Annotated in this window: 14 protein-coding genes; 7 read left to right on the forward strand and 7 right to left on the reverse strand. The window is 40.1% G+C overall.

From position 1 onward, the window contains the following. The first annotated feature begins 2 nt into the window (after positions 1-2). The 3 genes from MNY28_RS05665 (at position 3) to MNY28_RS05675 (ending at position 4,644) form a co-directional block, all read left to right on the forward strand. A complete protein-coding gene (locus MNY28_RS05665) occupies positions 3-1,979 on the forward strand; it encodes a methyl-accepting chemotaxis protein (RefSeq protein ID WP_346389177.1) in 1,977 nt (658 codons plus the stop codon). An 8-nt stretch (positions 1,980-1,987) separates the two neighbouring features. Beyond that, a complete protein-coding gene (locus MNY28_RS05670) occupies positions 1,988-3,223 on the forward strand; it encodes a SpoIIE family protein phosphatase (RefSeq protein ID WP_151901274.1) in 1,236 nt (411 codons plus the stop codon). Between the two features lie 116 nt (positions 3,224-3,339). Then, a complete protein-coding gene (locus MNY28_RS05675; RefSeq protein WP_346389178.1) occupies positions 3,340-4,644 on the forward strand; it encodes a malic enzyme-like NAD(P)-binding protein in 1,305 nt (434 codons plus the stop codon). 324 nt (positions 4,645-4,968) lie between these two features. Here MNY28_RS05675 and MNY28_RS05680 read toward each other — a convergent pair whose 3' ends face one another. Further along, entirely contained in the window at positions 4,969-5,610 is a 642-nt protein-coding gene (locus tag MNY28_RS05680) for an MqnA/MqnD/SBP family protein (protein WP_346389179.1), read from the reverse strand. 66 nt (positions 5,611-5,676) lie between these two features. On the opposite strand from MNY28_RS05680, the gene MNY28_RS05685 reads away from it, so the two are divergent. The 4 genes from MNY28_RS05685 to MNY28_RS05700 are packed head-to-tail and all read left to right on the forward strand — an operon-like array spanning position 5,677 to position 8,116. Further along, on the forward strand, positions 5,677-5,898 hold the full coding sequence (locus tag MNY28_RS05685; RefSeq protein ID WP_346389180.1) for a MoaD/ThiS family protein: 222 nt from the start codon (positions 5,677-5,679) through the stop codon (positions 5,896-5,898). A 3-nt stretch (positions 5,899-5,901) separates the two neighbouring features. Continuing rightward, entirely contained in the window at positions 5,902-6,345 is a 444-nt protein-coding gene (locus MNY28_RS05690; RefSeq protein WP_346389181.1) for a molybdenum cofactor biosynthesis protein MoaE, read from the forward strand. Then, a complete protein-coding gene (glp, locus tag MNY28_RS05695; RefSeq protein WP_346389182.1) occupies positions 6,345-7,571 on the forward strand; it encodes a gephyrin-like molybdotransferase Glp in 1,227 nt (408 codons plus the stop codon). The genes MNY28_RS05690 and glp overlap by 1 nt, the downstream gene beginning before the upstream one ends. Beyond that, positions 7,571-8,116: a hypothetical protein gene (locus MNY28_RS05700; RefSeq protein WP_346389183.1), complete on the forward strand. Its 546-nt coding sequence runs from the start codon at positions 7,571-7,573 to the stop codon at positions 8,114-8,116. Before glp ends, MNY28_RS05700 begins: the two co-directional genes overlap by 1 nt. A gap of 386 nt (positions 8,117-8,502) precedes the next feature. On the opposite strand, the gene MNY28_RS05705 is transcribed toward MNY28_RS05700, so the two are convergent. The 6 genes from MNY28_RS05705 to MNY28_RS05730 all read right to left on the reverse strand — a co-directional run bounded on the left by MNY28_RS05705 (position 8,503) and on the right by MNY28_RS05730 (position 13,838). Next, positions 8,503-8,925 carry a hypothetical protein gene (locus MNY28_RS05705; protein WP_346389184.1) on the reverse strand — a complete coding sequence of 141 codons (423 nt, stop codon included), beginning with the start codon at positions 8,923-8,925 and terminating at the stop codon, positions 8,503-8,505. Positions 8,926-8,936: 11 nt separating this feature from the next. Continuing rightward, complete coding sequence (locus MNY28_RS05710) at positions 8,937-9,683, reverse strand: sulfur oxidation protein (RefSeq protein ID WP_346389185.1); 747 nt, start codon at positions 9,681-9,683, stop codon at positions 8,937-8,939. Positions 9,684-9,696: 13 nt separating this feature from the next. Beyond that, a complete protein-coding gene (locus MNY28_RS05715) occupies positions 9,697-11,067 on the reverse strand; it encodes an FAD-dependent oxidoreductase (RefSeq protein ID WP_151901240.1) in 1,371 nt (456 codons plus the stop codon). A 320-nt stretch (positions 11,068-11,387) separates the two neighbouring features. Then, positions 11,388-11,942, reverse strand: coding sequence for a ribonuclease HII (locus MNY28_RS05720; RefSeq protein ID WP_346389186.1), 555 nt, complete (start codon positions 11,940-11,942; stop codon positions 11,388-11,390). Further along, positions 11,942-12,421 (reverse strand): DUF2628 domain-containing protein, encoded by a 480-nt coding sequence (locus tag MNY28_RS05725; protein WP_346389187.1) that lies wholly within the window; start codon positions 12,419-12,421, stop codon positions 11,942-11,944. Before MNY28_RS05725 ends, MNY28_RS05720 begins: the two co-directional genes overlap by 1 nt. A 352-nt stretch (positions 12,422-12,773) precedes the next feature. Then, positions 12,774-13,838 (reverse strand): ATP-binding protein, encoded by a 1,065-nt coding sequence (locus MNY28_RS05730; protein ID WP_346389188.1) that lies wholly within the window; start codon positions 13,836-13,838, stop codon positions 12,774-12,776. Positions 13,839-13,960 lie beyond the last annotated feature (122 nt).

Raw genomic sequence — 13,960 nt, forward strand, 5'->3', positions numbered from 1 at the left:
AAATGACTATAAAAAGCAAACTCAATCTTATTACTGCCATTGTTGTCTCTTTTGCTTTGGTAATTATAGGACTGACGGTTAACACAGCGCTGAAAGAAGATACTGTTGTACAACAGTCAAAGATGTTGAATGTAATGTCTCAAAAACTGAGTCTGTTGATTCATGAGACGCAAAAAGAGAGAGGGGCAAGTGCCGGTTATTTGGGTTCGAAGGGGAAGAAATTTGCAGGTATTCTTCCTAAACAAAGAGAACTGACAGATAAAAGGAACCAGGAGTTCAAAGAGTATCTCAAGACATTGGATTTAAATGATTTTCCAAAAGAACTTCAAGATCAGATCCGTGGACTGCAAGAATATATGAATAAAATCAGTCAAATCAGAAATCTTGTTGACAGTTTCAGTATCAGTGTTGCAAAAGAAGTTGCATATTATACAAAGATGAACAAGAAGATTTTAAATATTGTCGGCTTGAGTGCAAAACTGGCATCGACTCCTGAACTGGTCAAAGCCCTGGACGCCTATACAAACTTTTTAAAATCAAAAGAGAGAGCGGGGATAGAGCGTGCGGTACTGAGTGCTACATTTTCTGCAGACAGGTTTGCTCCGGGAATGTATGCCAAGTTTATTACACTTGTGGCGCAGCAGGACGCTTATATAGATGCATTCTTAACGATGGCGACAGACAGGGCAAAGCAACTTTACAGAAGCACAATGAACTCTCCTGCTGTGGATAAAGTAAACAAAATGAGAGAAATTGCCCAAACAAAAGCAAATGAAGGTAATTTTGGGGTTGACAGTGTTGTCTGGTTTCAAACCATTACAAAAAAGATAAATCTTTTAAAACATGTAGATGATGAACTTGCCAAAAACAATGATGCAATTTTGGCAAAAATAGAATCAGAATATAAAAAACGGACAGTCATTACTCTTGTAAGTTATATTGCTTTTGCAATTATTATTTTTATCATCATTATGACAATCAGCAGAGGCGTAAACAAAAGCGTGCAAAGCTCTTTGGAAAAAATAAAATGCGTTTCGAGTGATCTTGACCTTACATGTAACATCATTGTAGAAGGCAATGATGAAATTTCCCAAATTTCCAAAGCTTTACATGTAATGATCAGTGCCTTTAAAGAGACAGTTCTGAGTGTTACCGATGTCTCAAGAAGAAACCAAAATGAATCTGAGAGATTACGGGATGTCGTGATTACTTTAAAAGAAAACAGTGAAGTGGAAGACGGCAAAATCAGTGTGGTCAATGAACTGGCGGTAGATATTGGTAATAAACTCGATACGGTAGAAGAATCTACTGTGACAGTGACAGAAGATTTACAGACAACATCGAATTTCTTAGAAGAGTTTATAAGCAAACTGAGTACAGTGGTAGAGTCTATAGAAGAGGGCAGTTCACAACAGCAGGAGCTTGTTCAAAAAGTCAGCGAGTTGACAGAACAGGCAAAAAATATCAAAGATGTGCTGGAGATTATTTCAGATATTGCAGATCAGACAAATCTGCTTGCACTCAACGCCGCTATTGAAGCAGCCCGTGCCGGGGAACATGGTCGAGGTTTTGCCGTAGTTGCCGATGAAGTGAGAAAACTTGCCGAGCGTACACAAAAATCCTTAAGCGAAATCAGTGCAAATGTAAATCTCATTACCCAAAATGTAGTTGAAATCGCCGAAGAGACACAGCATACCTCACAAAGTATGGATCAGATTGCAGAATCCGCGCAGGAACTAATCGTAGCATCCAATGATACAAAAGAGAATCTGATGCAGACAAAAGAGAGCTCCACTGATGTCATGCACCAAAGCATATACATAGCAACAAAAACAAAAGAGCTTGTGAGTACGATGGATGAGATTGTTGTTGTTTCTACAAAAAACAATGAGCTGCGCACAACGATAGAAGCTGTTGTCTCAACACTTTCTCAGGATGCCGCTGCTTTAAAAAATGAACTCAGTAAATTTAAAATTTAGTCCAAACAATGCAGGAAAAGAGTACAGATAAATCATTACAGGAGAAAGATGCCTATGCCGCCTACCAGGAAGAGCTGGCATTTCAAAAAGAGCTCAATATCCTGAGAAATGATTTTTATTACAAGATGATTGATTCTAAAGATATTTCACTGGTAGACTTTTTTTATCAGCCTCTTGACACACTGAGCGGGGATGCCTATTCTGCTCGAAGAATCAATGAAGACAAAACTTTTTACTTTCTTGTTGACGGGATGGGAAAAGGATTGAGTGCTTCACTCAGTGCCATGGCTGTGACAGTCTTTGTCAATCATTTGATAGACAAAATGATAGAGTATGAGAATTTCAGTCTTGATATACTGATTCAAGAGTCTATGGATTTTATGAAGCCTATCTTGCTTGATGAGGAAGCTCTGTCTGTAGACTATATTTTATTTGACAACTACTCTTTTGAATTGGAATATGCCAAATTTGCAATGCCGCCTTTTTTACTTGAGGACAATGCAGGCAATGTGATAAAAATCAAATCAAACAATCCGCCGATGAGCAAGTGGAGCGAAACATACAAGATAGACAATTGCTCTGTAAAAAATATACATAAATTTCTTTTTTACAGTGACGGCATAGTAGAAAACAATACTGTAGAGGGAATCGTATATAACAGTTTTATTGAAAATGATTTTATAGGCTCTTTTACCCGAGAAGAGATGAAAAAACATGTATTGGAAAAAATTGCCATACAGGAAGATGATTTTACTTTTATATTTATCAACAGATTAGAATTAAATGAAACAACACTGGTCAGTGCAAAGGTTTTTGAAACAACGCTGGATGCCGTTGAAGAAGCAAATAACTGGTATGATGGTATTTGTCGGAATCATTGCAGCGGGCTTGCTTTTAATGAACTTTTTATGAATGCATACGAGCATGGAAATCTGGGTATTGATTCTGAAATAAAACATCAGTTGCTTGAGCAGGATAAATATTTTGAGACACTGGTTTCGCTTGAAAAAGAGTGTACAAAAAAAATAACCGTAAAAATATATAATATCAAAACTGCATCTGCCCAATACAGAGTGACACAAATCACAGATGAGGGAGAGGGATTTGACACAAATCAACTGGCGACAATCTTTAGAAATTCAAAAAAATTCAATGGTCGCGGAGTTTTTGTCTCCCGTAAAAACTCTATGGGCATATACTACAACTCAAAAGGCAACAGTGTCCTTTTTCTAACAAAGGTCTAAAAGTCTCTGCAGAGTGCGGAATAATTTCACAACGGATACTTCCACTTGGAACCGGTACTTCAGTGCCGGCTGGTGTTGGCAGCAGATTTGAAATATAAACAACAAGGATAACAATTATGGCAGAGAAACCATCATTTAAACAGGCGTCACTGGATTACCACAAAGCCAAAAGCGAGTTTGACACAAACGGAAAAACAGGAACACTGCTGACAAAACCGTGCACAACACAAGAAGAGCTCTCAATGGCCTACAGTCCCGGTGTCGCATATCCGTGTCTGGAGATACAAAAAGATGCAGACCTTGCCTATGAATATACCAACAAAGGAAATCTGGTTGCAGTGATAAGTGACGGCACAGCGGTCCTCGGGCTTGGTGACATCGGTCACTTGGCGGGAAAACCGGTTATGGAGGGTAAAGGTGTTTTGTTCAAATCTTTTGCAAATATTGATGCTGTTGATATTGAACTTAACACAAAAGATACAGACGAAATTGTGAATATTGTTGCATCGATGGCTGACAGTTTTGGCGGCATCAATCTGGAAGATATCTCAGCACCAAGATGTTTTGAAATAGAAGAACGACTCAAAGAGATTTGCAATGTTCCTGTTTTTCATGATGATCAGCATGGGACAGCCGTTATTACAACAGCAGGGCTGATGAATGTTGCCCAAATGAGCAATAAAAATATACAGGATCTCAAGGTCGTCATTATTGGTGCCGGAGCAGCGGGAATTGCCTGCGGGAAAATGTATAAGGCATTGGGCGTGAAAAATATTACCATGCTTGACTCCAAAGGGGTTATTCACAGCGGCAGAAGCGATCTCAACAAATACAAAAAACTTTTTGCATTTGAGACAGCTGACAGAAGTTTGGCAGATGCAATGAAAAACGCAGATATGGTGCTTGGGCTCTCCCGACCTGACCTTATCACACCCCAAATGGTAAAATCTATGTCCCGGACAAATCCCATTATTTTTGCCTGTGCAAATCCAAACCCCGAAATTACCCCTGCGGATGCAAAAAAAGCGCGGCCGGATGTGATTATTGGAACCGGCAGAAGTGATTACCCCAATCAGGTAAACAATGTACTCGGTTTTCCGCAGATTTTTCGCGGTGCATTGGATGTAAGAGCAACAAAAATTACTGAAAATATGAAACTTGCAGCTTCACATGCTTTGGCCGCTCTGGCAAAAGAGCCTGTTCCAAAACATGTAAAACAGATACATCACAGAGAAAATATGGAGTTTGGGCACGAGTATATTATTCCCTCGCCTTTTGACAGACGGGTTTTGGTGTATGTCGCTTCCGCGGTTGCCAAAGCAGCGATACAAGACGGTGTTGCCCGTGTAAAGGATTTTGATACTGATGCGTATAAAATAAAACTGCAAAGATTAGCGGATCATTTAGACGGTAAAATTTAAGCAGCCGTTTTCGGAACCCGTACTTCAGTGCGGGCTGTTAAGTACCTATCCAAAAGAAACACCAAAAAAAGTAAAAGAAGAATGGTGCGAGTGCAAGGCAGATTTTTGATAGACTAGCCGTAGCTAATCTGATGAAATCTAACGAAGTCAATCGTGCCATTATTCTTTTACCCAAAGGGAGAGCTAAAAAAGCAGTATCTACTTCGTTAAAACCCCTTGTACCCAAGGGGCATAGCAAAAGCTACTAGTAGCTCCTATGGAGTTTTGTCTTGTACCTACTGCTTTTTTAACTCTCTTTTTTTGGTGTTTCTTTTGGATAGGTACTTACAGTAATTTATAAAATTTCTTGAGACCTTTTTTTGCCTTGCAGTCAAGTTTATAAGAGATAAGCTGCAGATACTCAAGTATATCACCGGGGGCAACATTTGTCTTTTTTGATGCTTTTTGCAGAAGATACTGCGGAATTTTTATCTCTCTTTTGAGGAATGCTTTTTCTATCTTTTTGTACTGCTTTTGGTTTTTGTGATAACATAAAAGCGCAAAAACAAAAGGCAGATGATACTTTTCATTCCACAGTTGCGCCAAATCAATATAGTCATTATTTACAAGTGCATAACGCAATGCTTTGTCTCCTATGAGTACTTCGCCCTTTACATGTAAGAGCTCTGCCAAAAGGTTGGATGAAGCAGATTCAATATCTGTTTTATTCTGTACCGAGGGAATAACAATAACGCTTCTGACCTCTTTTTTTGCAATGATTCCAAGGTTTACATGTTTGCTTTTTTTTGCTTTGATACTTGAGATAAATGCGGCATCAACACGTCTGTTTAAAAAAGCATCGTTTATTTTTGCCGGAACATTTTTTTTGTATTCCATCTGTAGCTTTTGCTGTGTGCTTCGTGTAAATCGCTTCATAAATACATGAAAAGGCAAGAGATTGAGGTATTCTATTTTTCCAAAAATCATGCGTAATTATACATCACTTAACTTATCTTAGATATAATTAGAGTAATTTAAGATGAGGATGTTGTTTTGGTAAGAGTAGAATTTTTAGGACCGATACAAAAAGAGGCGTTGGAATTAGAAATAGCCAATCTCAATGAACTGGCAGCAATTTTGCAAAAAGACGAAGAGGTAAAAGAGTGGCTTGACAACTGTGCGGTGGCAGTGAACGATAATCTTGTGACCTCTTTGGAGTGTAAGCTTAAAAACGGAGATAAAATCTCTTTGCTTCCTCCTGTTTGCGGAGGCTGAGATTTGTTGCAACTATATAACAATTCACTGGATGTGCCGAAAATCCTGCAGGAATGGTATGAAGAAGAGGCGAAAAGCAATTATGGCGCATATATCCCTTTTGTCGGAACGGTGCGCAGCGAAGACGGCATTGAAGGACTGAGTTTTGATATCTATGAACCGATTTTGGAAGCATGGTTTAAAAATTGGCAGAAAAAAGCAGAAGAAAAAGGTGCTGTGGTCAAAATGGCGCACTCCCGCGGAGATGTAATGCTGCATGAATCTTCATATATTGCCGCAGTCTTTTCACCAAAAAGACGGGTGGCCCTGGAACTTATAGACGAATTTGTAGAAGATTTCAAAGCATCCGCGCCGATATGGAAATATGATTTGAAAAACGGGCAGAGAGTCTATGCAAAAGACCGTTCAACTGCAATAAAAGGCAGCGGAATTTTAGGAGCAAAATAATGAGTATAACAGGAACTGATTTTATCTCTTTTGAGACAAGCCAAAATATGCTGGAGCTTTTACAGGTAAACAACCACAGGTATGAAAGAGTGCCTTTAAGCGATGCGTTAGGCCGTGTGTTGGCAGAGGACATTGTGGCCGAATTTAATGATCCGCAGTTTCCTACCGCTTCCATGGACGGATATGCGGTGCGTCATGAAGATTTGCAAAACGGCATACTGGCTGTTCTTGGTGACAACCCTGCGGGACATGATGAGATACGGGTACTGTCTGCAGGGGAATCTATTAAAACATTTACAGGTTCGATGATGCCGCAGGGAAGTGATACGCTGATTCAGATAGAGAATGTCAGCTACAGTGACGGCAAGATAATTATCAATGAACCGGTTGAAAAAGGCAATGCGGTACGTCCGGTCGGTGAAGGATACGGAGCAGGGGATGTGCTTATTCAAAAAGGCACAAAAATAGGTTTTGCCCAAATCGGTGTAATGGCCGGACTCAATCAGGTGATGGTAAAAGTAGCCCTTCGCCCCCGTGTCGCAGTTATCGCAACCGGAAGCGAGATACTTGATCTGGGCGAAAATTCGGATAACCCTGCCCAGATAAGAAGTTCAAACAATTATACGCTTGCAGCACTTTTTGAGTCGGCCGGTGCAGAGGTCATACAGCTTGGCACTGCTCCCGATGACAGAGATACTATTATGAAAACGTTTGAGAATGCTTTGGAGTCTGCAGATATTTTGGTGAGTACCGGCGGAGTGAGTGTCGGTGATTATGACTTTGTAAAAGACATTATTCCCCGTTTGGGTGCAGAAGTGGTCTATAAAGGTGTCGGTATCAAGCCAGGGCGCCATATTATGGTTGCGCAGCGCGGGCACAAGTTTATTCTGGCGTTGCCGGGATTTGCCTACTCTTCAACAGTTACTGCGATTTTGTATGCACTGCCGCTGATTGCAAAAATGCTTGGCAAAAAAGTTCCGTACAAAACTGTTGCTGCAAAACTGCAGGAAGATTTTACAAAACGAAGCCGGTTTACAGAGTTTACCGCATGCAATATTGTGGTAGAGGACGGTGAGTATTTTGTGAATTTCAAAGGAAAGAAAGTAGGAAGTTCTGCCATTTTGACAAATATGCTTCATGAGAGTGCATTAATGATTACAGGCGAAGATGACAAGTTTCTGGAAGCGGGAACATCTGTGAATGTTATTTTACTGGATACTTTTTAATGAAAGCGCTGAGTATAGACAATCAGACACTGGCGGTTGAAGAGATTGATATTACCATGGCTGCAAATACCGTATATACTTTTTTCAGTTCAATTTTAATTGACGAACTGGCAGGTCTGAAAGAACATGTAATGTATACAGATGCAAATGCCCTGAGTGAAAAGAAAAAACCCTATTTCATAGGAGAACAGCTTCTTTTGGGGGATGTCCTGATCTTGGGCAGAGACGGTTTTGACGATGTGGATGCCAAAATTGCAAAAGAGGAACTGCATTCTTTAATCAATCCCGAGGTAAATGCATTTTACACAGAAGTACTGGATATGCTGGCCGATACAGACATAAATCTCTACAAAACATTCACGGTGGAAAAAAACGGCGAAAAAATTGCGCTCAACACCGAATGGGTGCTTTATACATTTAATATTGCCGACGAGAGAACAAAAGAGTATTTTATCAATGAATTGAAAAAAGCGGTTGCAGCGAAAAACAATATTGCAGAATATATGCAAAAAATGGCACAGCTTGCCATGAATGTCGCAGCATAACCCACTGTTTTCGGAATCCGTACTTTAGTGCGGACCCTGTGGCATGACAGGTTGTCAAGGCAGTGCTAACACCAGCCGGCACTGAAGTACCGGTTCCGAGGTCATTTCACTCCGAACTTCATGTCGCAGCGTCATACCATTTCCGGAATCTGTACTTTAGTGCGGACCCTGTGGCATGACAGATTGTCAATGCAGTGCTAACACCAGCCGGCACTGAAGTACCGGTTCCGAGGTCGTTTCACTCCGAACTTCATGTCGCAGCGTCATACCATTTCCGGAATCCGTACTTTAGTGCGGACCCTGTGGCATGACAGATTGTCAATGCAGTGCTAACACCAGCCGGCACCGAAGTACCGGTTCCGAGGTCATTTCACTCCGATTCCTTCTTATTTTAATTTCCAGGCATTTGCTCTTATTCGGGAGTGGCATGATGTACACTGTCTGATAATCTGGGAATAATCTTCTATGGCATCATCTATGTTTTCATTGTTGAGAGATACAATCATATCATCCGCATACATTGTAATCATTTTGGCTCTTTTTTGAGCGAACTTGTCCGCATAAGCTTCATTTGCAGGAAGGTAACTTCTTGCATCTGTTGTTGTCAGTGAACCAATTGCACTCTTTAGTTTATTGACGCCCTCTGTCATGCCCTCTTTGTTATAATAAAACCCTGCCGTTTGAATCTGATTGACTGCCTGTAACATTTTGCGCATATCTGAAGCAAGTTCTGACTGTTTGAGCGTATCGCCTGCCTGAAGAGACGAAGAGAAGATGAAAATTGCTGTCATGATGAGTAGTGACTTCACTTTGCTATCCTTTAGTATCTTATAATATCTTTTGTAAACTCTGCAAGAGTTACAGTCTGGGCTTTGTCTTTTACAAGTTTTTTTGCTTTTCTTTTTCCGCCATACTGCTCTTTAAGTTCTGGTTTGAATGCTCTGAAAAACTCATGAAATTTATCCGGGCCCAAAACACCGACAGCCCATAAGGTATCATCATCATGATGCTCCAATACAATCGAAGCCAAAGGCTGCGGTGCAGGGCCGCCAAGTACTTTCGCTCCTTTTTTGGGATCATACACCGATAAATGAGAACCGCATACTATTACCTCTCCTTTGTCATGACAGGGCATACTTTTGGTGCAGCCCATAGTTTTGCCCCCTGTTTTTAAGTAAGATATAAATGTGTCACTTTTGTTGATATGTGTAAGCTGGTGCGGGCAGATGGATGAGAAAGCAACAATGTTTCTTTCTTTGCCGACTCCGCCTTTCCATATATATTGGACACCGTCTTCACTTGTCAGTTTGACATTTTTCTCTGTAGGATGAGGCAGGGCAATCAACATACAGCTTGTTCCCGCATACGGATAGTTAAAAACATAATTAACCTCTTTGTCCAGCTGTGATGCCAACAAAGGCTTGCCCTCGGCATCACTCAGCTGTACTTTCTTGTACGATGTATAGAGTGTACCATCCTCGGCATAGAGTCTGCCCTCTATCAAAGAAGGTGCTACAGCGACAACGCCAACACCTCCGACTACTTTTAAAAAGTCTCTTCTTTGCATGCAAAACTCCCTGTTACGCGTTAAACATATCTCTAAACATACCTTTTGCCCATTCATTCAGAGCTTTTCCGTTGTTTAGGCCTGTTTTGCCGCGCCATTGCTGTGAAAGATCGACATTTGTAAATCCTTTGAGTTTTTTGCCCTCAAACTCATACTCTGCTCTGACGGAAATTGCATGTATCGGTCCGGCTGAAACAGCAGAATAACAGACTGTCAGCGGAGACTTCCAAGGAATGTCTTTTTTGCCGTTGACTCTTTGTGCTATAAGTTTCCCGATATAGTGACCTTCAGAATTTGATGTGTTGCCTGATTTGGAGTAACCCATCGGACGTGCATCACCGGAGACAAAAATATCTTTTTCGCCTATAACCTCATAGGTAAACGGGTCAATATTTCCTACTTTCTTGTTAAATACATTGTCTTTTGCAACGCCGCAGACCTCCAAGAGCTTTCCGCCTCTGACATGCGGATAAAATGCAGCATCTTCAAAGGAATACTCATCATCAAATTCACCCGCGACAACGACTTTTTTATCTAAATCTATGCTCATTATTTTAGAATTTGGATGGTACTCGATATAGTCTTTGTACATTTCGTCAAAAGAGGACTGGAATCCCTCTTTTTTGATCGTTATATCCGGATTTTCATCAAGAAGGATCACCTTGCCCTCAATCTCGTTTTTCTTAAAATAATCTGCTATCAGACAGGCTCTTTCATAAGGAGCAGGCAGACATCTGTAGTTTCCGCCCGGAACCGTCAGTATAAAATTACCGCCCTCAAAATCTTCCAGTTTTGCTTTGAGTGTCATGTGCTCGCTTCCGGGAATAAAGGCGGCAGGATACTCGGTGCGAAGCCTCTGTTCTGTAACAGTATCGACATTCCATGCACTGTAGTCATAGTCAATACCGGGAGCCAGTACCAGATAGTCATATTTGATGTCTCCGTTGCTTGTTTTAATGATTTTGTTTGCTTTGTCTATACCGATAGCCGTAGCATTAAAGTATGTATATTTGTTTTCGCGGGCTGCCTGTAAATAATCATGTGTTAAGAACTCCAAATCCACTTCACCCACAAGATACAGGTTGCTTATAGGACAGGATATAAATTCTGTTCTTTGTTCCACTAAAACAACATCCGCATTGGGTGCGAATTTTTTTGTGTATTTTGCGATAGATAAACCGCTCCATCCGCCGCCTACAATCACTACTCTTTTACCGGTTGCCGGAGGAAGAGGGGCGGGTGTGCCCATACCTACACTGCTGTTTGTTTTGTTTTGTTTTTTTGAGGGTTTTGCTTCACCATAAGCGCATCCGGTCAAAGTTGTAGCAGCTGCAGCTACGCTTATAGCACCAAGTCTCAGGGCATCTCTACGATTCATATTCATTCCATTCTCCTGTAAAGTTAAATATACTTTAAAAACAAAAACTTGTTTTCAATCAGGAAAATAGTATTACTGCTCGTCTTAAGCAATCTTAAAATATAAAATTAATTTATAATATTAAAGTATTAATCTTTTAATAATTATAATTATAAATTATTATTGTGCTGTTCTTGACCGTGTGTGAAAATGAAAGTTTCATACAGCAGGGCTTTTGAAACAGTTTGAGTTTATTTAAAATAATTTTATCACAAAAATGTAATATAGCTAAAATATTTTAATGATGTGTATAAAAGTAACATATAAGAAATATTAAAAGTCTATTTTTAATCGAAGAGTGTAGATTCCAGTGCCTTTATTTTGTAACTTCTGCGATGAATTTCGCAGTAGCCATACTTTTTTATCATGGCTACATGTAACTTGGTGCCGTAGCCTTTGTGCTTTTCAAACTGATACTGGGGGTATTTTTTTGCCTGTTCCAAAATATCTCTGTCATGTGCAACTTTAGCCAGGATGGATGCTGCACTTACTTCGGGGACTTTACCGTCAGCCTTGATCATAGTTGTCAGGTTTTGTACTCCATAGCTTTGGTTGCCGTCAAACAGATACTCATCCGCCTGCAGATTTTTCATAATTTCAAGAAGCCCTTTTTTTAAACATGCAGATATTCCATTGTTGTCTATATCCTGTGCAGAAAATTTGACGATATGGTAACTTGCATTTTTGACAATCAAGGTATAAAGAGCTTCACGCTTTTTGGCTGTCAGTTTTTTTGAATCATGCAGTCCGACAATGGTATTGTGCAAAATACAGCCGGCCATTACCAAATCTCCCGCCAGAGGTCCGCGCCCGGCTTCGTCTATACCACAAAGCAAATGCATCAGTTCATGCTCGCCATGGTAAACATTACAGAAACAATATATAAGAAAAAGAGGCAAACAAAGAGAACATAGACCCATACAACCCATTGATTGTATCCGCCAACTTCTTTCATTGTCTCAATACGTTTTTGCGGATCCGCAATAGCATTTTCTATCTCGGCTTTTTTCTGTTTATAGCCTTTGTATACAAAATAGGTAGAAAAACCGCCCGCAAGTATGGCAACGAGCAATCCGCCAAAGGGTATGGCTGTGGCCAATATGGAAAGCACAAAGAGCACAAGTGCAGGGACATACTGTTTTCTGTAAAGCAAAAAGGCCCATCCGCCAAAAAAAGCCCACCAGCTCCAAACCCATTTTATCGTGTCAATCCCGTTGACATCAAATTTGGAAAACGCCTGTTGGTACCAGAATGTTTTTTCCGGTTTGTTCACAAAAGCCTCCAGCATTGCTTTTTCATATTCGTCTTGAGGTAATTGCATAAACTTTTCCTGTTTGTTTTATATAACGTATTATAATGAAAGAAGTTAATAAAGTACAGCTTTGCCGACAAAAGTCAGCCAATTTGCCAGCCACTCCCGGCCCGCACTGAAGTACGGGTTCCGAAAAAGCCGGAAATCTCCACGGTACTTCAGTGCCGGCTGTTGCACACTCTGCCATTCTCAGCCCGGACTGCATTCCACGTTCCGAAAAAGCCGGAAATCTCCCTGGAACCGGTACTTCAGTGCCGGCTGTTGCACACTCTGCCGTTCCCGGCCCGGACTGCATTCCCCGTTCCGAAAAAGCCGGAAATCTCCCCGGAACCGGTACTTCAGTGCCGGCTGTCGCAACTTTTTAATCTCCCAGTGCCCAGATATCAAAAGGGATGATATCCACACTGCTGAGCGGATGCGCGATATTTCCCTCTTTGTTCATGGTTATGACCGTGATTTTTGTAATTCCGTAGCTGAATATAAAAGCTTCAATACTTTCAAGTTTCTTAAAGAGTCTGCGTTCATCCACAAAAGGTTTGCAAAGAATAATTTCATCGTTTGTGGGAAGATAAAAATCAATACCTTCTTCATAATAACATTCGGCAGATGATTTAAGCAGCTCAAGATAGACCATGTTTTCAAAAAGTTTTACAAAGTTTTTTTCAATGCTTAAGGCACTTTTTAAAGAAGTATCACACAGATAGACCTTTTTTGTTGCACGTGTATGCTGATATTTTGCCAGTAAATGAATATACTTTTTTTCTGCCAAAAGAGCAAAAGATGCATACAATCTGTCTTTGGAAATTTTACGCGTACTTTTAAGCCTTTCGTATAATGTATAGGCAGAGAGCTTCTGCGACATGAATTTTGCACATAAACACAATATGTCAAATTCAATTTCGCTCAGGGCGAACTGTAAAATATTTTGCAAATAAATTACTCGCTCATCCGGTGCTACAGTATGCATAGATGCAAGTCCTCCGAGTTGGAAAAAGTGGTTGAGCGCACTTGAGTCATATTTGTGCTCATATGCCAAAAATTCTTCATAATCAAGCGGATAAAGTGTCAAAGGCTCCAAAAAGTCAAAATTGTAGGGAATTTCACTTGTAATGACCAACTGCGAAACATTCACGAATTTGATGGTTGGATTGTAGTTATCCAAAACAAGTGTGTCAATTTTGTTGATATTGCAAAAAGAGGGGAGCGCGGCATTGAGTTTTTCGCTCTCTATACGTACATCATTGCAGTTGATATAAAGATAGGAACTCTTTTTTAAAGATAAAAGATAGTTTTTGACCAAACGGGTTTTTCCGCTTTTGGTGATACCGCTGATTTGGTATGATCTGTCATCTATAAAAACTTTTCTTTGTGTATATTTTTCTACATGTAAGTCGGTTTTATAAAATTCTTCGAGTAGTATTTCCATAAAATTTCCAATTTTTAAACTATCCAATTGTATCATTTCCTTATTAAAAGGAAATAAATTATAAAGAAAAACGATTTTTGGACCCTAAATCCTTGAATATTCAGAGCTCTTTGAGTATAATT

Origin of the sequence: Sulfurimonas sp. NWX367, from assembly GCF_039667065.1 — a bacterium.
Lineage (GTDB): Bacteria > Campylobacterota > Campylobacteria > Campylobacterales > Sulfurimonadaceae > Sulfurimonas > Sulfurimonas hydrogeniphila.

Bases quoted from the DNA above. Each gene is read 5' to 3' on its own strand.
- MNY28_RS05665 (WP_346389177.1), top strand. From the start codon at position 3: ATGACTATAAAAAGCAAACTCAATCTTATTACTGCCATTGTTGTCTCT.
- MNY28_RS05670 (WP_151901274.1), top strand. From the start codon at position 1,988: ATGCAGGAAAAGAGTACAGATAAATCATTACAGGAGAAAGATGCCTAT.
- MNY28_RS05675 (WP_346389178.1), top strand. From the start codon at position 3,340: ATGGCAGAGAAACCATCATTTAAACAGGCGTCACTGGATTACCACAAA.
- MNY28_RS05680 (WP_346389179.1), bottom strand. From the start codon at position 5,610: ATGATTTTTGGAAAAATAGAATACCTCAATCTCTTGCCTTTTCATGTA.
- glp (WP_346389182.1), top strand. From the start codon at position 6,345: ATGAGTATAACAGGAACTGATTTTATCTCTTTTGAGACAAGCCAAAAT.
- MNY28_RS05700 (WP_346389183.1), top strand. From the start codon at position 7,571: ATGAAAGCGCTGAGTATAGACAATCAGACACTGGCGGTTGAAGAGATT.
- MNY28_RS05710 (WP_346389185.1), bottom strand. From the start codon at position 9,683: ATGCAAAGAAGAGACTTTTTAAAAGTAGTCGGAGGTGTTGGCGTTGTC.
- MNY28_RS05715 (WP_151901240.1), bottom strand. From the start codon at position 11,067: ATGAATATGAATCGTAGAGATGCCCTGAGACTTGGTGCTATAAGCGTA.
- MNY28_RS05720 (WP_346389186.1), bottom strand. From the start codon at position 11,942: ATGCATTTGCTTTGTGGTATAGACGAAGCCGGGCGCGGACCTCTGGCG.
- MNY28_RS05725 (WP_346389187.1), bottom strand. From the start codon at position 12,421: ATGCAATTACCTCAAGACGAATATGAAAAAGCAATGCTGGAGGCTTTT.
- MNY28_RS05730 (WP_346389188.1), bottom strand. From the start codon at position 13,838: ATGGAAATACTACTCGAAGAATTTTATAAAACCGACTTACATGTAGAA.